The 20,039-nt window shown below is 60.6% G+C and carries 22 protein-coding genes and 1 pseudogene; 1 reads left to right on the top strand and 22 read right to left on the bottom strand.

Annotation, left to right across the window (positions count from 1 at the left end; all coding sequences use genetic code 11):
• Window positions 1–19: 19 nt before the first annotated feature.
• From NLY36_RS28445 to NLY36_RS28365, 17 genes and pseudogenes are all read right to left on the bottom strand, one after another.
• Window positions 20–718: a pyocin knob domain-containing protein gene (locus tag NLY36_RS28445; protein ID WP_084026193.1), complete on the bottom strand. Its 699-nt coding sequence runs from the start codon at window positions 716–718 to the stop codon at window positions 20–22.
• A complete protein-coding gene (locus NLY36_RS28440; RefSeq protein WP_023735862.1) occupies window positions 679–2,013 on the bottom strand; it encodes a hypothetical protein in 1,335 nt (444 codons plus the stop codon). Before NLY36_RS28440 ends, NLY36_RS28445 begins: the two co-directional genes overlap by 40 nt.
• Window positions 2,014–2,123: 110 nt before the next feature.
• A complete protein-coding gene (locus tag NLY36_RS28435; protein ID WP_023735863.1) occupies window positions 2,124–2,276 on the bottom strand; it encodes a hypothetical protein in 153 nt (50 codons plus the stop codon).
• Window positions 2,277–2,954: 678 nt separating this feature from the next.
• Window positions 2,955–4,059, bottom strand: a pseudogene (locus tag NLY36_RS28430) (IS5 family transposase).
• Between the two features lie 124 nt (window positions 4,060–4,183).
• A complete protein-coding gene (locus NLY36_RS28425; RefSeq protein ID WP_023735865.1) occupies window positions 4,184–4,450 on the bottom strand; it encodes a hypothetical protein in 267 nt (88 codons plus the stop codon).
• Between the two features lie 514 nt (window positions 4,451–4,964).
• Window positions 4,965–5,171: a hypothetical protein gene (locus NLY36_RS28420; protein ID WP_023734799.1), complete on the bottom strand. Its 207-nt coding sequence runs from the start codon at window positions 5,169–5,171 to the stop codon at window positions 4,965–4,967.
• Entirely contained in the window at window positions 5,168–5,563 is a 396-nt protein-coding gene (locus NLY36_RS28415) for an SMI1/KNR4 family protein (RefSeq protein WP_023735867.1), read from the bottom strand. Before NLY36_RS28415 ends, NLY36_RS28420 begins: the two co-directional genes overlap by 4 nt.
• Before the next feature lie 181 nt (window positions 5,564–5,744).
• Window positions 5,745–5,981, bottom strand: a complete 237-nt coding sequence (locus NLY36_RS28410) for a hypothetical protein (protein ID WP_023735868.1) — start codon at window positions 5,979–5,981, stop codon at window positions 5,745–5,747.
• Entirely contained in the window at window positions 5,978–6,211 is a 234-nt protein-coding gene (locus NLY36_RS28405) for a hypothetical protein (protein ID WP_023735869.1), read from the bottom strand. Before NLY36_RS28405 ends, NLY36_RS28410 begins: the two co-directional genes overlap by 4 nt.
• An 85-nt stretch (window positions 6,212–6,296) precedes the next feature.
• Window positions 6,297–6,611 (bottom strand): hypothetical protein, encoded by a 315-nt coding sequence (locus NLY36_RS28400; protein ID WP_023808301.1) that lies wholly within the window; start codon window positions 6,609–6,611, stop codon window positions 6,297–6,299.
• A 7-nt stretch (window positions 6,612–6,618) separates the two neighbouring features.
• On the bottom strand, window positions 6,619–8,289 hold the full coding sequence (locus NLY36_RS28395) for a hypothetical protein (protein WP_023735871.1): 1,671 nt from the start codon (window positions 8,287–8,289) through the stop codon (window positions 6,619–6,621).
• A 156-nt stretch (window positions 8,290–8,445) separates the two neighbouring features.
• Window positions 8,446–9,642 carry an IS256 family transposase gene (locus tag NLY36_RS28390; protein WP_286439502.1) on the bottom strand — a complete coding sequence of 399 codons (1,197 nt, stop codon included), beginning with the start codon at window positions 9,640–9,642 and terminating at the stop codon, window positions 8,446–8,448.
• Window positions 9,643–9,706: 64 nt separating this feature from the next.
• Window positions 9,707–10,588: a hypothetical protein gene (locus NLY36_RS28385; protein ID WP_023735873.1), complete on the bottom strand. Its 882-nt coding sequence runs from the start codon at window positions 10,586–10,588 to the stop codon at window positions 9,707–9,709.
• Complete coding sequence (locus tag NLY36_RS28380) at window positions 10,589–11,044, bottom strand: hypothetical protein (RefSeq protein WP_023735874.1); 456 nt, start codon at window positions 11,042–11,044, stop codon at window positions 10,589–10,591.
• Window positions 11,045–11,416 (bottom strand): hypothetical protein, encoded by a 372-nt coding sequence (locus NLY36_RS28375; RefSeq protein WP_023735875.1) that lies wholly within the window; start codon window positions 11,414–11,416, stop codon window positions 11,045–11,047.
• Window positions 11,417–11,461: 45 nt separating this feature from the next.
• A complete protein-coding gene (locus tag NLY36_RS28370) occupies window positions 11,462–12,259 on the bottom strand; it encodes a hypothetical protein (RefSeq protein ID WP_023735876.1) in 798 nt (265 codons plus the stop codon).
• A gap of 360 nt (window positions 12,260–12,619) precedes the next feature.
• Window positions 12,620–13,192, bottom strand: coding sequence for a hypothetical protein (locus NLY36_RS28365; protein WP_023735877.1), 573 nt, complete (start codon window positions 13,190–13,192; stop codon window positions 12,620–12,622).
• Between the two features lie 260 nt (window positions 13,193–13,452).
• On the opposite strand from NLY36_RS28365, the gene NLY36_RS28360 reads away from it, so the two are divergent.
• Window positions 13,453–13,770 carry a YMGG-like glycine zipper-containing protein gene (locus tag NLY36_RS28360; protein ID WP_023735878.1) on the top strand — a complete coding sequence of 106 codons (318 nt, stop codon included), beginning with the start codon at window positions 13,453–13,455 and terminating at the stop codon, window positions 13,768–13,770.
• Between the two features lie 120 nt (window positions 13,771–13,890).
• Here the strand turns inward: NLY36_RS28360 and NLY36_RS28355 are convergent, their stop codons facing one another.
• The 5 genes from NLY36_RS28355 to NLY36_RS28335 all read right to left on the bottom strand — a co-directional run bounded on the left by NLY36_RS28355 (window position 13,891) and on the right by NLY36_RS28335 (window position 19,935).
• The gene (locus tag NLY36_RS28355; protein WP_023735879.1) at window positions 13,891–14,358 is read right to left on the bottom strand and encodes a hypothetical protein; all 468 of its coding nucleotides are present in this window, start codon (window positions 14,356–14,358) and stop codon (window positions 13,891–13,893) included.
• A gap of 365 nt (window positions 14,359–14,723) precedes the next feature.
• A complete protein-coding gene (locus tag NLY36_RS28350; protein ID WP_023735880.1) occupies window positions 14,724–15,158 on the bottom strand; it encodes a hypothetical protein in 435 nt (144 codons plus the stop codon).
• Window positions 15,159–15,165: 7 nt separating this feature from the next.
• Window positions 15,166–17,586, bottom strand: a complete 2,421-nt coding sequence (locus tag NLY36_RS28345; RefSeq protein ID WP_023735881.1) for a hypothetical protein — start codon at window positions 17,584–17,586, stop codon at window positions 15,166–15,168.
• A gap of 235 nt (window positions 17,587–17,821) precedes the next feature.
• Complete coding sequence (locus tag NLY36_RS28340) at window positions 17,822–18,145, bottom strand: Bbp19 family protein (RefSeq protein ID WP_023735882.1); 324 nt, start codon at window positions 18,143–18,145, stop codon at window positions 17,822–17,824.
• Entirely contained in the window at window positions 18,142–19,935 is a 1,794-nt protein-coding gene (locus tag NLY36_RS28335; RefSeq protein ID WP_286461603.1) for a portal protein, read from the bottom strand. The genes NLY36_RS28340 and NLY36_RS28335 overlap by 4 nt, the downstream gene beginning before the upstream one ends.
• Window positions 19,936–20,039: the final 104 nt, after the last annotated feature.

The raw sequence follows: 20,039 nt of genomic DNA, 5'->3' as shown, positions 1-20,039 counted from the left end.
GTTGCTCACATTTCGCAAGCTAGGCCCACGCTCTCACAACGAGTTTCCAGCTAGCGTTCGTTATGTCGTTAAAACCTGTTCCAGCCTTGTTAAGGACTTTAAGTGCGCCAGCAGCATTACCAATCCGCACATTCAAATTGGTCGCATCTGGCACGATGCTAATAGCTTGAGCGGTCGCATCAGTTGTATTGAGAGATGGGTTAATGGGTATCTCGTCACCAACCGAATACCCCGAATTAACCGTAGTACATTGAATGAAGGCCGCATAGAGCTTCGGCTTCACCCCCAGCCCATGAGCCAACGTCAGCGACCCGCCGGATGTGATGGTCTGTTGCGGGCTTTCATAAAACTTCTGAAGCAACGCCGTGGACGACTGGACATAGCGTGCATCCTGTTCGGCCTGCGACCATTGCAGCTTGATCCATCCTCCCCAGGCACCGCCAGCCTGCCTGCGCCGCCATAGCTTTTGGTCTGCCGCCGTAGTGTCGTTGACGAAATCATGCACCATCTGCGTCCGGTAGCCAGTGCTTCCGTGCGCTTCCACAAACCCCAGGAACCAATTTACGCCGTCTGGCGCATTAGCCGCCGCCGAGGCCATATACCAGCCATTGTCCAGGGCGTTGTTCCAATCGGTGATCGTCTGCGCGACGACACCAAGGTTGGGTCGGCTATCAGGTTTCAGATCAAATCCAGCCTTGACGAACCCCGTTGTAGCCAATTGCGTGGTATTCGTTCCAGGCGCTGCGGTCGGCCCCGTTGGCGTCCCGGTAAATGTCGGGCTGGCCTCACCGCGATCCCACTATCCTTCCCCACCTTGCCCGTCGTGCCCGCGAAAGTGACAATATTGTCGGTTGCCGAAGACGCAGGCCCCAAAAAATCTCCTACTCCCGTCCCGTCGGCGCCTCTGTCGCCGGCCCGGTCGAACATCAGCCAGATGCCGTTGGCCGTCGTCGGCAAAGTGCCGGCGCCACTGACATAGGCGAGCGTCAGTTTGCGGTAGCCGCTACCATCCACAACTGCGCCACTGACATTATAGACAGAGTAGATAGCGGTGGAGGCTTTCGAGCGCAGGGTCAACTGGCCCTTGATGGGGTTCGTGCTGTCGTCAAAGCCATCGAGGATGCCACTCACCGTGGAGCCGCCGGCGTCGAGATTGTCGATATAGGCCGCGGTCACCAAGGCAGCGCTCGCATTGTTCAGCCGCAAGGTGCCATTGCCCGGATCGGCGTCGGCTGTGGTCGTGGAAAAGGTGTAGCCGAGCGCCGCCACCGAGGTTAATGCCGCCGCAGCGCTGGCCGCCGCATTGGAAGCGGAGGTCGCGGCATTGGTGGCTGAGGTGGAAGCCGCGGTTGCCGAGCCCGAGGCAGCGCTCGCCGAACCGGCTGCAGCTGTAGCCGAGTTGCCTGCGTTGGTGGCGCTGGTCGCCGCGCCCGATGCCGAGCCGGAAGCCGCCGTTGCCGAATTGCCTGCATTGGTGGCGCTGGTCGCGGCTGTTGTGGCGGAGCCGGCGGCGGCCGTGGCCGAACCCGCGGCGGCGCCGGCCGAGGTGCCGGCATTGGTGGCGCTGGTGGCGGCAGCGTTCTTCGAGGTGAGCGCCGCAGCGGCACTGGCGGCAGCAGCGCTGGCCGCGCCCACCGCATCGCCCAGCGTGTCCTCCGACAGGTAAAAGGCGATCGTGACCGCGTCGGTGCCGATCACCGGATCGAGCGTTTCGAAAACATAGACGAAGTCGGCCGAGACCGCGCCCTGCTGAACATGCACCGTCGTGCCCTTCTGCATGGTGCGGCTGGTGCGGGCATCGGCGGCACGGAACCATTGGCCTTCGCTGGCGGTATAAATGCCGTTGTCGCGGGCATCGGTCTGGTTCTTGACCAGCACGCGGTCGCCGACCTCGGCCGGCACGCCGTCGATGGTCTGCAGGCCGTAAAGGGTGATGTTGCCCGTCGTCGCCAGGCGCACGGGTTCGCGTTCGCCGGTCAACAGACGAACGGCGGCAGTTGCAGGTCGGGCCATAAGGCTTGCTCCATGAAAAAAGCCTCGCGAAAACGAGGCTTGAAAGAAGTTCCAATTTGGTGCGCGACGATCAGCGCTGTGACGAAGGCCGAAGAGTTAGACGCGGCGCATCACCCCTCCTCAGGGTGCTTGCGCAGGTAGCGCAGCCGCTTGCGCTGCGCAGGCGTCATGTAGCCATCTCCGGCCTCGGCCAGAATACGCTCTTCTTCGGTCGGCACTTTCTCCGGTTCAGCCGGCAGCCCAAGCTCGATCCTCAGCGCCATTGCCTCGGCGTCGCCCTCTGCATGACTGTGCGACCGATGTCATCAACGTCCAGCAAGGGGAAAAAGCTGCGGTGTTCCCAACCCTTGGCATTCCGCTTTTTCTCTTCATGGAGTTGATTCCATTCTTCGTATTTGGCCAGTAGCTCTGGCCTTTCCGAAGGATCACATGTCTCCAGCCGCCACAACCAGGCTATGGTCGGGTGTTGCCGCGCGTGTTCAGTTCGATGTCGTCGTCATAGGAAACGGTTCCACCGAGAAGTATCTTCCTGCCCATGTTCATTGCGGCCAGCCAAGGCCGCCGTCCCATGCGATTTCCAAAGTGACCGCTGGCCAGCCCTTCAGATGTAAGTGGGCGCCAGCGCAGCGAATCTAATAGACATTGCTGTTCTTCTCAACGGGTCCGTCCATACTGGAGCCACTTTGTCCGCTGGACAAGTATAACCCGGCAGTTCCTCCAACGCCCACGATCAGGCTGTCCAGCTGAATTATGCGTCTCAATGCTTCGGAATTACGGTGACAGTGCACTCTTTTCAATTTGTCAGCTTTAGCAGGCTGCTGCAAAAGTCTGATCGTTGCTGATCTCGATATTTTTGACGGAAGTTTTCTGTTGTCTGCGCGATTTTCGCGGCGGGTTGCAGCTGAGCTTGCTGCGCGAGTTGCGGTCCTTTCTGCTGACGGTTATGCGATCTGCCCTTTCAGGAGCTTTGGGATGCGAACCAGATTGTAGGCGATGACCGCAAAGGTGAAGACGGCCTCCACTCTTGGCTGCCCTCGCAATTTGGTTTTGGCCAATCCGCCCGGCTTCTTCACCCAGCCGAATATCTCCTCGATGCGTTTGCGGATGCGCTGGCTGATCACATAGCCGGCATGGCGCGTGGTGCGCCCGTCGATAGCGGTCTTGCGCACCGTGCCCGCGCTTGAGACCGTGCCTTGTATGGCGATGTGCGGAGTGACTTGGCGCTGGCGCAGGTCGCCAACGAAATCCATGACGTCATAGGCCTTGTCGGCGCCCAGCGTGATGCGATGTTTGCCTTGCCGCCGGTCGAGCATGACAAGCGTGGCTTCCCGCTCGGCCTTGCCGGTGGCGTGCGTCAACGTTGCATCGACCGCCAGCCCGTTGCGGTTCTCCATCAGCACATGGCCCATGAAGCACAGGCGGCTCGGATGGCCGTCCGCCTTGCGGTAGAGCCGGGCGTCGGGATCGGTCGTGGAGGCATGTGTCTGATTCGAGCGCTTCTCCTTGCGGAAGTTGCGCTCGCCATTGCGCCCTGGCCCTGGCGGATCGCCCGAACCCATCCTTCGGGCGGAAGCTCTTCATCGAAGCCCAGGCATCGATCAGCGTGCCGTCCACCGAAAAATGCTCGCTCGACAGAAGCTTGCTCACCCGCTTGAGGCCCATCAGTTCACCCAAAAACTCTCGCGCCACATCGGCTTCAAGCAGCCGGTCGCGATTGTGGGTGAAAACCGTCGCATGCCACGCCGGCGCGTCAAGCGGCAGGCCAACGAACCAGCGGAACAGCAGATTGTAATCAATCTGCTCCATCAGTTGCCGTTCCGAACGAACCGAGAAGAACGCTTGCAGCAGTGTCGCCCGCAGCAACATCTCCGGTGGGATCGACGGCCGGCCCATGCCCGAATAGAGCGCCTCGAAGCGACCATCCAGACGACCAAGCACTTCATCGCACAACTGCCGGATCGCCCGCAGAGGATGATCCAACGGGATGCGCTTCTCTAACGGAACATAGCTGAAAAGGCTTCCCGGTCCTTCACTACGACCCCGCATCGCAAATCACTCCCGTTGTCAGACGAAAGTGAATCATAAAACAAAGCCAAATGCGACTTTTGCAGCAGCCTGTTAGAGCTTTCGCTCTACCTCGCACTGGTGCGGACCTCTAGAAAATACGCTGTCACCGTAATCCCTCATTCTCGAAATTTTCATCTACGAACATCTCGGCAAATTTCTGAGGCGAAAGCGTTACGTCGTTGTCGCGAGCGATTTCGAGGTTCCTCGCCCATAGACCCCGGATTTCCGCCGGTATTTCCTCGGAAAAATGAACAGATGCGGCGATTGCGCCCTGCCACTGTCCATCGCCGCCATAGAGAGTGTGCAGTTTGGGAGCTATCGCCTTCAAGGATTTATCCACCTCTTCGGGCAGCTCACCAATTACCCACAAAACTAAAATTCCAATAGTTTAAGCAGCGGCTTTCCGTCATAGCGCGGGTTATGTTCCACTCTATCTCTCCTACGCGTCATTGATGGCGTATTCGATAATCCTTTGACAAACCCCCCGCTAGGCTAGGTTTTTCTTTTATTGAGGCAAGCCAACCCTCGATGACTTCTCGACAGATATGTATCTCAAGAAAATATTCCAAACCGGCTTCGACGGCCTCCGGTGGCGATCTTCCCGTGTCCAGCCCGGTAGCAACCATCGCATCGGAATCCTCGGTCCAAGGCTCCGACGCATAAATCGTGTCGTACTCGTCAAACTCCGACAGCCTTTCGACTATCTCTATCAGCCTACCTACTTTCCCCATCGAGAAAACCCTCCCTTGCCATTCGGATGCAGAACCTTCTGGAAGACGGTACCAGGATCATGTTGAGGTCTAGGGACGAGTTGCTTGCGCCGGCGGTTCGGTGGATTTGCAAATGATCGTCCGACGCTGGTCATGGCTCGTGCTCCTTGCACTCTATTCCCCGTTTCGTCCCGCCTTTTCCAGTGCCGCCTTACGCTGAACTTCGATAGTTCGATTCCAAAAGCGCACCACTTGAAAATGCTCTTGCCTGGTCAACCAGATCTTGTTCTCCATGCTAACTGGATCGCCGCCAACCGCTACCGGTTTGATCTCGAACAATTCCATGCCTTTGGAACGCGAATCTGTACCTTGGACGCTCATTTCAAGTCCTCCAACGCAGCAAATAGACCGGCGAGGTCACGCGCTATCGTCTCGGCGGATTGCCGTTCCATAAATATGAATGGGATGCGCACGATCGGCATTTCCACATCGTGGGTGTCGAAGCCATAGGCTTCCCCTCCTCCATTCGACGCAAACAAGAGGATGCCTGGTGCGTATTTCTCAACCTCATATTCTCGATTGAAGTCTACCAACTCTTCAGCCTTGAAAAAAATTATATAGCTGTCGCCGATGAAGCCTTCACCTCCATTATGCTCCCTAAGGAAATTGGCGTAATCCTTCGGCAACGTCACTCCCAGGCTTGCGGGCAGGCCATCGACAACTGCAGCTTGAGCCGGTGGGTCGAAACGTCCCTTAGTTAGTGCATATCCCACTGCTATTCTCCAATGTCTTTTAGTAATTTGTTCCACCAGGGCGTAACCTGCTGCTGATGAACTTCTCGGGGCAGATTGACCTTGTTGGACGGATCGGTCGGACTCCCGCCAAACTTCACTGGCTTAATTTCATGCACATCCACGGGCTGGCCGACAAGTCGTCGCTGCACGCTTCTTGGCATCACCCTTGAAGCAACGGCAGAATCCTCTCATCGAGGAACTCGAGGCGACTTGCCAGCATCTCGGCATTGGCAGGAGTCGCATCGACATTGACTGGTATCAACTTCGCCACGGATTTTCCCTGACGCGCGGCCTCAACCCAATCTTCAAGCGCACCGATGTAGCCATCCAGAGTCTCGAAAGGGGTTTTGGTGTCGTCAGCCGGGTTATATGTCGTTGGCACATCGCCGACGATCACCCAAGTCCATCCTGGTATGTCCGGCCTTCCAGGCTCGATCTCGAACAGAAAGATATGATGCCTTCGGCGCCGTAGCCGAGATACTCGCCCTTGATGGACAAAACCCAATCGAAGAATTCGAGGTGTTCGCGAGCCTCGACGCGGGCAGAGTCAAGTTCGCTTTCACCGGTGCCGACATTGGCTGGAGGCAACCTTACAACGGTGGACAGGTCCGGAATTGCGTTGTTCATTTCTCTCCCGCGCCTTCACTCACGCGTTGAGCTTCAAATTATAAAATCCGTCCCATTCGAACCTATCCCATTCGGGATGATGGAACTAACTCAGCGTCGACCCTGGAACCTCGTCAGGCATTTTGGCTCGCTTCCATGGCGAGGTTTTTGCATCGCGCCAAGCATGCCAGCCCAATGGCAAATCCGCCAGCTGTGCAACTGTTTCATCAAGCTCCACCACCTCAACCAAGCCTACCAAAATCAAGTCGTTCTGATCGACTTCAGCTTCATTTCCGTAGAACTGCCACGACTCGTCGTCAGCATCATGTGACGCGTATGCAATCCAGCCGCCGCCCCTAAATATCTTGCGAGTCGAGACAACGGCTAGATTTTTTGGATCCGCAAACTTCCACTTTTCCATGTCGCACCTATTTATTTGACTTTTCGACATTTTCAAAGCCGGCAATGAGACGAAGATTCTTATAACTATTTGACCCGGGGATCTTCGTAATATCACGAGGATGGATTGGATCTATATGATCGACGTGAGCTTCATTTATCGGAGGAGTCACGCCCCTCTTACTTTGCTTTGCCGGAATTATGTCTATTCCACTCTCATCTGATCGTAAAACCCCACCGTTCATCCTGATATTTTCTTTATGAAGAGTCGCTATTTGCTTCTTCGTTGGCTTCTTGCCAGGCGCAACGTTAGGAGGATCTTCCAAATGTGCATAGGGCCTCCTTATTTCGGGTGCCTGGTCGGTTGAGATAGGAATCTCTTCCGCTTTGACAGGAGGAACCGGGGTTGGATCATTATCTGGGACGGTCGTGGGCTTAGCAACTGCCGCGCGTTTCGCAAGCCGAGCCACCACTTGGCTGCCAATCGCACTTAGTCCTTCGGCAAGAACATTGCCGCCGGCCCCCCAAAGCGCGCCGTTGAGAACACCGCGGGGAACACTCTCGCCGACATTGTAGGCATATGCTCCGCCATAAGCACCGCCAGTCGCAGCGCCTACACCGGTTCGGACGCCTAGACCGGTCAACCCGCCCTCCGCTGCCGCGCCAATCCCTGCCCGACCTAGCAAACCGTACACACCGACCGCAGCGCCGTATCCTGACAGGCCGGCACCAAGACCCTCTGCCACCCAGCCGGCGGAACTGGCCCGGTCCTCGGCATCCTCCGTCTGCTCCTGTTCGAAAGCCAGACGGTTCTGATAGCTTTCACCTGACGCCGAGGATGCGAGCTTGGCGACGATTGCGTCCGCGCCGCCAGCGGTTGCGCCCTTGGCTATGGTCCGGCCGATATCCCCGAATGCCATGCCGAACTGCCGAAACGTCGACATGGTGCTGTACTGGGCCTGAGCCGGATTTTCCCCAATCCACGTCAGACCATTCTTCAGCGCTGCAAGTTGGAGTTCCAATACCTCCGGCGTCATGGTCGGATCTTGGGCGGCCTTGGCTCGCCACCGGGCTTCCGCTGCCAGCAAGATTTGTTTGGCTACTGCCTCGCGCGCTTCCGGATCGCGAACTGCGAGGACAATCGAACTCAACTCCGCGAGACGGGTGTTGAATGGCAAACTTGGGTCGATGTATTTCGCAGCCCACTGGTCAGCTACAGCCCAGGGCAGCGGCAGTCTCGTGTCGAAGCCCATCTGCTCTTGAGCGGCCCTGGCCCAGGTCACCGCTTTCTGGAAATCCTGTGGCGTTGAAACCTTGCTCCAGTCCGGAGCTTCGCCGGGGAACAGTTGGGTGACATAGGCCACGGGATCCCCGCGGCGGGCGGCCATGATCATCTCGGCGGCGCCGGCCCTTATGTCGTAGCGTTTGTGCTCTTCTGGCGTACCCTTCGGGCCGGGTTCGAAATCACGAAGCTCGGCATGTATCTCGCGGTTCGATGCGCGGTAGAAATTGTGAAATGAGTTGGCGGCATCAACCGTCGCCCTGAACTCATCGAAACGCGTCTGCCCGTCTGTGGCGCCGTAGGTACTGACGAAATCCTGAGCGGCTGGCTCTTCCTCTTCCGGGTAATTGCCTGTGAAGGCGATGACAGCGGGCGCGTTTTGCTCGGCAAGCCGCACCCTCGCATGCCCGTCGATCAATCGAGCCGCGGTGGCGGAGTTCGCCTCATTCTTCAGTGTGGCAATATCGCTGGACTTAAGGTAGGTGATAGCTTCCAGTGGAATATCCGCTTCGCCATTCGGCGCAGCAGGGTTGTGTGCGTCAAGTTCTGCAAAAAGGGGCGGCCATGATGCTGGTCATGCGGCTTGGCGCAGAGCGAGCTTCTTGTGCTCGCGCAGGTCGTCCATGTTGATGTATCGGTTGGCCTCCATCCAGTTTTCGTTGGTTTCGACGGCCAACGCCCTGACCAGGCGCAGGCAGCTTTCGGCGTTCGGGAAGATGCGCACGACATAGGTGCGCCGGCGGATTTCCTCGTTGAGCCGCTCCAGCATGTTGGTGGATTTGAGATGCTTGTGGTGCTGTCTCGGCAGCCTGAAGAAGGTCAGGGTTTGTTCGATGGCATCCTCGGCCCAGCCTGTCAGGCGCGGATAGCGTGCCGACCATTTGGCAAGCCATGCGGCAAGATCAGCCCTGGCCTCTGCGAGATCGCGCCGGTCGTAGAGCCAGCGCAATTCCTGCAGGCAGTCGTCGCCGTGCTTCCTCGGCAGATGATCGAGCGCGTTCCTGAGGAAGTGCACGTAGCAGCGTTGCCAGGCGGCTTCGGGGATCACCTCGCCGATCGCTGCCACCAGGCCGGCGTGATCGTCGGACACAACCAACTCGACGCCCTTGAGGCCGCGCGCCTTGAGGCCGACGAGGAAGTCCCTCCAGGCCGAGCGGCTCTCGCGATTGGCCATCTCCACGGCCAGGATCTGGCGCCTTCCGTCCCAGTCGATACCGACCGCGATCAGCACCGCCTGGCTCATGACAACACCGGCTTCACGCACCTTCTCGTAGCGCGCATCGAGGATGAGGTAAGGAAACGGCTCTTGAAGGGGGCGCCTGGCAAAGGCAGCGAGGCTCTCGTCCAGCCGCTTGTTGATGGCCGAGATCGACGAAGCCGAGAACGCATGGCCGCACAGTTCTTCCGTGATCGCCTTCACCTTGCGGGTCGACACGCCCTGCACATACATTTCGGCCAGTGTCGCCACCAAGGCCCGCTCGGAACGCTGGTAGCGCTCGAACAGCTCGGTGGAGAAGCGCCCGGCCCGGTCCTGCGGAACCCGCAGCTCGAGCTTGCCGACCCGCGTCACAAGGGTACGGCCGTAATAGCCCGAGCGATAGCCAAGCCGTTCGGGCGTGCGCTCGCTCTTCGAGGCACCCAGCGCCTCGTCCATCTCGGCCTCAAGCACCTCCTGCATCACCGCACGGAGCACTTCGTGCAATCCATCCGGGTTCGAAAGCAAAATGTCTTTGACGGCAGCGCTGGCGGTCTTAACTTCAGTCTTGGTCATGGTGGCGTTCCTTCGCGGGAATCAGGTGACGTGAACAATCACCAGCCTGCCATGACCGCCCCTCTCAGCGAATTTGCAGAACTCTCAGCACACTACCCGCAGCAGTTCCGCTAGCCTGTGCCCTGCTTTCGTCCAGCGATAGTTTGCCCGACTGTTCCTGCGTCACCGCGGTCGCATTGGATTCACCTGAAACATTCGAGCCGCCTACGGCCGCCGTATCATTTCGTACCCGCCCTCCCACCGGCACCGCCCCCAGCATTTCAGCAGCGCGCTTCGGGTCCGTGGCGATCATCGCCTGAACCAGCGCCTTGGCCGAGTTGGTGCGCCAGGCGGCTTCCGCCGCTTGCCTGGCAAGCGGGTTGCCGATCTTGGCGATCAGGTCGAGCCCGCTCTGCCGGATCGCCTCGAAGGTCGCGGTGTCGTTCGGGTCGCCTTTTGCGATGGCGATGGCATTGGTCGTCAGCGTCGTGTCGACGGTGGCCTTCTCGTAGTCGTCGCGTTTGGTCTTTTGCCGCAGCGCCATGCGGTATGCGCCAACGACGCGCTTGTTTTCCTTCTGGCCTGCGAAAGCGGCGCGCTGGCTTTCGGGCATCGTCCGTTTCGCATCGTCGAACAGCGTATCGTACAGGCCTGGTTTCACCACCCGGCCGGCGCGCAGGTCGACCTCGCCATACATGGCTTCATGCATGCCTGCGCCATCCGCCGGCGCGTTCGCCGCCACTTCATCTTCGGCCTGCGCGATCCGCGCGTCGAAGCCGCGACGCGCCAGCTCGGCGTCGAACGCGTCCTGCTGGTCCTTCATCTGCTGGTAGCGTTCGGCAAGAGCGGAAAGGTGGTCGCCGAAACCTTGCATGGCGCCGCCGATCGGCGACCCCTGGGGATATTGCACGGCGTTGCCGGTATCGAGCCGGCGCTGGCCGACGGAAAGGGGGATGATGTGTACCATCTAGGTGTTCCCCGCCCACGGAGCCCTGAGGGCCGCACTGCCGAAGATCACGGAGCGGCCCGGCACAGCGGCGGCCGCAGCGCTTGACGCTGCCGCTTTCGTCGGGTCGTAGATTTTGGAGAGGCCGCCAACGAGCGCGCTGCCGGCGTTGAAGATTGACGCCGTCACCGCCTGCTTGCCCTGGAAGCGCGAGATGGCGGCTTGGCTGTTGAGATTGTTCTGGCGCAGCTTCGAGCCGTACAGCAGCGCGCCGAGATCCGCCTGGCCCTGCCTGGCATTCGCCGCCAGCACCTCGGTCGGCGAGCCGGCTATGCCGACGCCGGACGCGCCGGCCTGGGCGCGCGCCTGCGCCTGCAGCAGGTCCTGCTTGTGGCGCTCCTGGCCTTGCTCGAAGGCGGCGGCTTGAGCATCCGCCTGCGCCTGCTGCTGATACGCCTTGGCCTGATAGTCGGCCATCTACTCGGTCTGCCGCTTGACGATCAGCTTCTGCGGATCGTCGCCGGCCAGGATCGAGGTCAGGTCCGGAACGCCCCAGGCCTGGGCGCGAACATTGCGGGCGGCGACCTCGCGGCGGGCGCCGATCTTCTTCATTTCGATGGAATCGGCCGGATCGTCATTGACCGGTTCGGACGGATCGTTGCCGAGATCCTTCCAGCCGGGCATGTCGACCGAGCGGCCGCCCATCGACAGCTTGGCGGTGATGGCCGGGTCGTTGAACAGGATGCCGGCCTGGAAGATTTCCAGCGACTGGACATGCTCCTCGAACGAGTACTGGGCATAAACGGACGGAACGATCGCGTCCGCGATACGGGTATAGGCGTCTGCCATTTTTCACTTCCTTTGAGGTTTAATGTGGCGGCAAGCTTTGGAGGACTAAAGGGGATTGTTGGGCATCCAGAGGTCCGGGTTTTCACCGGCCTCGCGTGCCAGCCGCCGGGCGCGGGCGGGGTCGCTTTTGACAAGGGCTGAAATGGCCGAAATGTTGCGGTCACCGGCGGCGTTGCGCTTGAACGGATTGCCGCCGCTCAAAGCCGCGCCGCCGTCGATCGTGTCTTCCCTGAACATCGCCTCGCCGACGGCATGGAACGCCTTGGCGATCTGCGGATCGGTCAATGCGCCGTCCGGGAGAAGGATGCCCTTGGCCTTATAGGCGTCGACCAGTCCGAGCTTCTTCATCGCCCGGTTGGCGACCTCCAGCTTCTGGCGAAAGCCGTCGCTGTCGGTCGGTCCCCAGTCGCGCACGAGATCGTCATGCGTGGCTTCGACCGAGCGGGCGAGCGCGACGTCCTGGCGCGCGGCCTGCTCGGCCATGTAGCCGACGAAGCGGTCGTGATAGGCCTGCGCCACCTTCGGCGTGGCGCCGGCCTCGACCGCCCAGGCCTTGGACGCCTGGGCAAGCTCGTCCGAATAGGCGAAGTTTTCCGGCAGGCCGTCGGGCCGCCTGTACTCGACCTTGTCGGGCGATGTCAGCGGGCGCATGGTCTCGGGCAGCCGGGCATGAAATTTCTGCCAGTCTTCCGGGGATGCGTCGGGTGCTGGAACGCGCAGGCTCTCACCCTGCTGTCGCTCCAGTTCCGCATAGGAATTGAAAACCCGATCGAGGTTTTCGGCCTTGGTCCAGCCCTTGGCTTCAGCGAGCTTGCGGTTGCCTTCGGAAAGACCGTCAACCAACTTTTGGCGCCAGGCGCGGCGGACCCGTTATCCGCACCTGCCGGTGGCCGTACTGGGTTGCCCGCCGGCTGCGCACGCGCCGCCACGGACCCGGAATCTTCCAGATCTGTCATGAGTGGATTCCTTTGATTGTTGTTAGAAGGAGCCGGCGGCGAAGCTGCCAATCTCCCCACCTGTGGGGGAGATGTCCGGCAGGACAGAGGGGGGCGCGAAGGAACGCCAGCGTTCGGGCACTTCGTCAGCCGAAGCCTCTCCGAATAACGCAAGTGTAAAATCGACAGGACAGGCCGGCGGGACAGCGCCCCCCTCTGCCCTGCCGGGCATCTCCCCCACAGGTGGGGAGATTGGCTGTATCACCGCCTACGCGTTATCGCCCCAGTTCTCCCACAGCAGCGTGATCGTGCCCGTCACCGCCAGCGTGCCATCGGCGTCCATATCCGTGCCGGTCGCAAACGCCAGGTTGAGATAGAGGTCTACCGGCGTCACCGTGCCGTCCAGCGTGGCGGCTGCCGCGACATCCGCGGTCGAGGCCGTCGACAGCGCGGCGCCCAGGCCATCCAGTGTGCGGGCCGTCGAAGCCAGCACATTGACCATGGCGCCGGCCAGCGTCGCACTCGATGCCGCCACAGAGCCCAGCGACCAGGTCAGCGCCGCATTGTCGTTGATGGTCGCCGCGCGGGTGGTCAGTACCGCAAATTGCAGTCTGGCCGTGCCGCCCTTGATGCGCACCTTGCCGTCGGCGAAATCGAGCAGTTTCTGGCTGGCATAGGCCAGCGCGTCGGCGACCGGCACCTGCATGCCGGCAAGGGTGAAGACGGTGCGGTACGAGCCGCCCTGCCCCGTGGTGACGGCCTTGAGGCCGAATTTGGGCGGGGCAGATCCGGCCTCGCGGGCGGCGGCGCGCGACAGCGTCCGGGGAAGACCTCGGGTCATTGGTATCTCCATTTCTATTCGGGAAATTGCTGGAAGGACGTTATTCAAAAAGCGCCGGATCAGCGCTGGCGTATCGATTCAAACCGGGGCGCTATCGCCCTGTTCGCGCAAGGCGTTTCCGCTTTGGCAACCATTGTCTTCAAGGCCCGAGAAACCACGTCTCATTTCGTGAGCGGGCGCGCCGCCGTTTGGCCGCAATGCGACAGCTACTGGCAACCATTCGCCCCAATCCGCGTTTGGGGCTTCAAAGGAGTTCCAGGATGATCATCAGACAAGCCATTGCCGCCGTGCTCATGACTGCCGCTCTGGCAGGCTGCGCGACGCAGACCGAACAGCAGCAGAGGGCAACCAACGGCGCGCTTATCGGCGGCGGTGTCGGCGCGCTCGCCGGCCAGGCGCTGGGCGGCAACACCAAGAGCACCGTGATCGGCGCCGCCGGCGGCGCCTTGCTCGGCGCCGTTATCGGCCAGTCGACCACGCCGCAGCGCCGCGGCGAACAGCTCTGCCGCTACCAGGATCGCTACGGCCGCATCTACACGGCGCCTTGCGACGACCGGTATTACAATAACGATTATTGAGGAATGGCTCCACCTTCTCCCCGTTCACGGGGAGAAGGTGCCCGAAGGGCGGATGAGGGGCGGCGCGATCCTCTGAGGGGCTGGCCCCTCACCTGCTACCGGCATCCTCAATCGTCAGAATTACCTTTTAAGCTCCGGCAAGATTTTCTCATCGAGAAATTTGAGGCGGCCAGCCAGCATTTCGGCGTTGGCGGGATTTGCGTCTACATTGACTGGTATCAATTTCGCCACCGACTTTCCTTGTCGCGCTCCCTCGACCCAGTCCTCAAGGGCACCGATATAGCCATCGAGAGCCTCGAAAGGCGTCCTGGCGTCGTCGGCAGGGATATATGTCGGCGGCACATCGCCAACGATCACCCAGATCCATTGGTTCACATCCGGTCGCGGCTCTATCTCGAACAGGAAAATGTAGATTATTCCTTTCGCGCCATATCCGAAATATTCGCCTTTGATGGATAAGACCCAGGTGTAAAATTCGAGATACTGCCGTGCCTCGATTCGGGCGGCATCAAGATCGTCATCGGCGGTGCTGATGTCGGCCGGAGGCAGACGGATAACGCTGCCTAAGTCTGGTTTGGCGGTCTCCATGGCTAACTCCCTTGCGACCTTCGTCTAGCCCAGCGCACCGAGGCGGTCACCTCAACATCTGCAAAAGCCACGCCCGAAACACCTATCTCCAAAGGTTCCCGCTTGGCTTCCTCGGTGACAAGATAGCAGGGGAAGCTTGTTATGAGGACGTCACCTATCCAAACGTCAATCTCGTAGTGGAACTTGTGGACAATGGCGGGTGAACGCGATTGTCGAGGAGAGTATTTTTGCCAAAATCACCAGCGGCAAAAGGCTCTATATAATAGTAATCCATTTCTCACCTATATATTCCGAGAAGTGGAATGAGTGACCCAGATTGGCAACTCTGGTGGATTAGGGTGACTTATTCATTGCATCGGCCCTCGTCATGAGTCTCTTTCGCCAAAAGGCTCAATCACCGCAGAGGGAATTCCTAGTCTTTCAAACAAATCAAGGACTCGCTCTGATATGACGAGATCGTAATTCGAAGCGATGCCAAAATCGTCGCGACCTGCTTGCCCGTCCACTTTTAACCAGACGAAATGTGGCAGTTCCTGCCCAGGCTGCAACTCATGAAATTCCTCCGACTCTGTCACCTCAGCATCGGAAAAATCAGCACCAGATATCCCCATCTTCAGCAACGCCTCCTTTGCTTCATTCGTTACAAGAAAGCATGGAAAGGTTGTGACAAGCGCGTCGCCGAACCATCCTTCTACCTCATAGTGCAGCTTGTGGACGACTGGTGGGTGAACGTCGGTGTCTAAAACCGTATGGTTACCCAGCCCACCAGCCACATCCGGCCTGATATCAAAATATCGCATTATTCACCTATCGGCGGGTCGAACAGATGGCCATATTTCTTGTCGATTTCTGTAATTTTATCAAGCCATTGCTCGCGCGTGAAATGGGGTTGCGTTTATAGAATTCATCCCATTTAAACCTGATTACCTTTTTGTGTAGGTTTCTATCTCGTTTTTTTGGGATTCCTCGAAGATTTTCGTATGAATTTATTTCTTTTATATTTGTAATTCTTGGATCTCTCTCGACAACCTGCCTCTCGCCAGCATGTTGAACAACGCTATCACTGCTCTTTAATTTCGGATTTCTGGCGTAAAAAATCTTGCGGTAATCCTCTGACTCGGCAACGCCTAGTTTTGCGCCGGAGTATCTGACCTTGTCTGGATCCCGGGCGAGCATTGCGCCTAGCATTGCATTGTCAAATGCGCGGTCGGATTTGGGGACCGATTGGAAAGCGAAGCTGGCCAGCCCCTGCTGGTATCGGAGCGTTTCGGCGTCCACGCCACCAACAAGCGCCTCGCCTTCGTCAGCTAACTCGCCCGGCCGCTTGGCGACGAGGCCTTCGGCTCGCTCGGCCGCGATAGCGCTCATAGACTCAACTGCTCGCGGTATGCCTTTCTCGGCGGCTCGGCCAAATCCGGGCACCGGTATCGCCCAGCCGAATGCGTCACCTCCCTGACGCATCATCACTTTCTCGGTGGGATTTGCAGGCTCGTAGTAGCCTTGGCTGAAATCGGGAGGGTCGATTGATCCGAAGGAAAGCCCGTAGCCAACTCCCTTCGTCAATTTGCCCGCGAATATCCCGGCATTTGCACCCGCCTTGCCAAGCGCCTTGGCGTCAGCTCGAAACACCTCGCCCGCTGAAAGGCCAGGCTTGCCGCCGGGGAGTATGCCGCCCAGGCCGGCTTCATCCAATTCCCGGACCAAAGCTGCCCGCGCGACAGGATCTTTGGTGCGCGCAAACAACTCGCTCGCCTTGGCGTAGCGGTCCATCAAGTACGCGCTTCCGCTGTCGCGCTGTTCGGCAAGCTCGAGCAGGTAGGAAAACGTTATTGGCTGAAGATTTTCATCTTCGATGCCCAATACTTTTTGCAGAGCGACAGACAAGGCTATCGTCTGATCGTAAAGGTTCGGATCATAGTTCCCCGGATTCGAAGCCCCGCTGCCAAACACGGCTTCCCAGCCCTCGAAGGTCTTTTGAGACAATCCGCTGACGTAGCCACCGGCACCGACCCGCCGCCTCTCCCGCACCAGCTTTGCCGCGGCGTCGGTGATCTCATAGCGCTCCTGGTCCTCAGGTGAAGCGTTCGGCCCCGGCTCAGCGCTGACAACAGCGGCATCGATCGCCTGGTTCGACATGGTACCCATGTCAAAGTTTTTCTTTCCGACCCCGGCTCGCCATTCGAGAACCCGCCGGCGCCTGTCGCCCTCATCGAGGCCATAGATGATCCGGTAGGCATCCTTGCCCGGTATTCCGCCGGAGTAGGCGCCCGTGCGTGCGAACTGGTCCGGCGCTTCCGCCTCGGCGCGACCGATGGCAATGCGCGTCTGGATGTCCTGCGAGAACTTGGCGACCTTTGCCTTTAAGGCCAGGACATCCTGTTCCTCCTGGGGAAGATCGTCCCTGAATGCCTGCGCTATGCGTTCGTCCGGAGTCTGCGTGCCGACGCGGCCTTCTTTCCCGGGCGCCATCCTTGGGCCTTCCACAAAGGAGTTGCCCGCAGCCTGCGCGCTGTCGCCCATAGCCCCACTGCCGGCGGCCGGCGTGCCAACGCCAAATATCGCCAGCGCGCGCTTCGGGTCCCTGGAAATCAGCGCCTCGAACCGCGCCTTGGCGGCGGTGCTGTGCCAGTCCTTGGCCAGTTGCTGCCTGATACCAGGATCGACCCCCATCTTGTCGATGAGATCGAGCCCGTCCTGCCTGGCCGCCTCGAAGGTCACGTGGTCGTCGGGGTGCGCCTTGCCGATGGCGATGGCGTTGGTTCGCAGCGCCGTGTCGACTTGGGCCCGCTCATAGTCTTTGCGGCGTTGCAGCTGCTGCGCCGCCATCCGCCAAGCACCCTCGGTGCGCAGCGTCTCCTTGCGAGCGCTGAGGCCGGGGTGCAGCTCGGGCGGCATCTGGCTCAGGAAGCCCTTGAACAGGGTGTCGAACCGACCCGTTTGCAAGACGCGCCCCGTGTGCGGGTCGACCTCGCCATACATGCCTTGGTGCAGGCCGGCTCCATCTGCCGGCGCATTGGCAACTGCGTCGGCCTCGGCCTTTGCGATCTCGCCATCCAGCTTGCGCGCGGCGATCTCGGTGTCGAAGGCCTGCTGCTGCGCCATGAGCCGCTCGTAGTGCTCGGCAACCTCCTGCCAGTAGCTGTCGAGCGGCTGCGCCGCTGCGCTCACCGGCGAGGCATCGGCATCGCGCCGCCGTTTAGCCACGGAGAGAGGGATGATGTGTACCATTGGCTGTTCCCTGGCTTTGAACAAAGGCGCGCTGCGCTGGCGATCACGGCAGGGCCATGGCGCACGCACCGTGGCTGTTTGCGGGCTTTGTCGGATCGGTCTTTTTTGAGAACCAGTGAGATATCCGGCGGCAAGGCCGGCGGGACAGCGCCCCCCTCTGGCCTGCCAGCCATCTCCCCCTCAAGGGGGGATGGCTGGCAGGCCAGAGGGGGGTGCCTCGCGCCTCCGGTTCGCCCTATCTATCCTCAGCCCGTGCCGCCTTCTCCAGCGCCGCGAGCTGCGTCTCGTCCAACGTCAGAAATCCCATAATGTGCTGCACCACTTCAGCCCGCGCATTGCTGAGCGCGCTGTGCAGCTCGAAACCGTTCGGCGTTCTCGTCCTGGCCATCCACTCGCCATAGGACGGGCGGCGGTAGTAGCCGACGGTTGCCGCGAGGTCGGCCAGCACCATTTCGCCGTCCTCGCCGGAGAACACCCTGAGATAGGCCTTGGTCAGCGCGTCGCACGCCTTGGCGGGGCCGCCGGCCTGACTGGCGCGGGCGAAGCGTTTGGCGCTCATGCTCCCTGCTCCCGCGCGGCCGGCACGGCCGTCGCTTGCCCGCCGGCGCCCGGCGCGGCCGATCCGGCCGTCGCCTCTCCGCCGCCGCCCGCCTGCAGCATCAATGCATCGAGTAACCCGCTGTCGCGCGCCTGCACCGCTGCCGGCACCGCGTCCTTGGCGACCTTGCCGGCGGAGGCGATCGCCGCCATGCCGGCCTGGGCTTGTTGGGCCTGTGCTCTTGCTCCGCGCATCCCCTCCACCTCCTCCTTGCGGCGAAAGATGCGCTGCGGGCTGCGGCCGGCGCTCTGCACGATCTTCAGCGCTTCGTCGCCGTCGATATTGTCCATGATGCCGGGATCGAACTGCGCCATCTGCATGGCCGTCGTCACCACCTGGATGGTGTCGCGAGCCTCGGCCGAACGCCTGAGCACATCGAGCTGCCCGGTGAAGGTCGGCCGCACCGCCTTGCCGGCGAGGCTTTCCGGCGGCGCGAAGCGGCTGTCCTCGTCATAAAGGCCCTTGTCCTCGAGAATGCCGAGTTCGCGGTCGAGATTGCTGGCAAAACCGGCCTGGATGATCGAGCCCGAAGGGCCGAGCAGCGCGCCCTTTTCCTCCTGGCGGATCAGCGCTTCCGTCGCCGTCATTTGCGGGTTCTGCACCAGCGTCTGGAACAGGTTGACGAACATCATGTCGCGGATTTCCTCGGCCCGGGTCGCCGCATAGTTGAAGGCATAGGTCGGGTTCTGGCCCGTCGCGATCGGCTGGATCAGCGGCCGGCCATTGTCGTCGATGAGGCCCGGATAATTCTCGCCGGGATTGAGCACCGGCACATAGTCGAGCCTGGCCTTCGAGGCGGTGGCCGGATCGGTGATCTGCTGCAGGGCGCGCAGGCCCGAACGACGCACGGCGTTTTCCTCGCGCACCGTCGTCAGCGCCTCGATGGTGGGGGAAATGCCGTAGGGATCGCCCTCGTAGCGGCGCCAGTTGAAGGTCGACACCGGGAAGGAGCGGAAACCGCTTTCCCTGACGATCTCCTCCTCGTCCTCGATGACGTGATAGGAGGCGAAGGCCGTGTCGAGATACTGGTAGGCGCCGCCGAGCCGATACATCTTGCGTTCGTCGCGCGGCTGGATGCACTGGATCAGCGAGATTTTCGTCTCGCATTTGGCGGGATCGTCGACCAGCATCCTGATCCGTGCCGGCAGTTTGTCATAGCCGAGCAGCTGCGACGCCTGCCGTGCCGTGCGCTCATAGCGGCGGTGGAAAATGTCGACCTGGCCCCAGCGGTTGCGGGCGAGATATCCCTCGACCACGGGGATCGAGGCATAGCGGATCAGCGTGCCGCCAAAGCCTTCCTCGGCATAGAGATAGGCCGGGCCGTAGCGCACCACATTGCGCAGGCAGGCCTGGGTTGCCGGCACGAAGTTGGAGTTGGCGGAATAGCGCAGCGCAAACAGGAAATCGCGCAAGCCCTCGGCCCATTCCTTCTCCTCGTCGGTCTCCTCGTCGTTCATTTCGGCGGTGGTCAGCCCGTGCCATTTTTCCGACTGCGGGATGATCAGGCTTTCCAGCCCCGCGGCCAGCCGGTTGGCGGCCGAGTTGATGGTGTTGGCGTAGACGCGGGCGCCGCGCCGCTCTTGCCGCTCGGCCTGCGAGTCCGGCCCGCCGGTTCGCCGGCCGCTCCAGACATCGGGTGCGTCGGGATCGCAGAATTCCGCCACCTGCTCCCACACCGCCTCATACTGGCAGCGCTCGGTTTCGAGCTCGGACTGGCGGGACAGGATATCGCGGGCACGGGAATCGGTCATGAGGAGGCTCGCTTGTTTGGCGCGGATGCGGGAATTGCCAATCTCCCCCCTCGTGGGGGAGATGTCCGGCAGGACAGAGGGGGGCGCGACGGATCGCCGGCGTT

Source organism: Mesorhizobium sp. C399B (genome assembly GCF_030323185.1).
Classification (GTDB): domain Bacteria; phylum Pseudomonadota; class Alphaproteobacteria; order Rhizobiales; family Rhizobiaceae; genus Mesorhizobium.
Note: the sequence above shows the minus strand (reverse complement) of the source record. Positions and strands in the feature narration are given on the sequence as shown.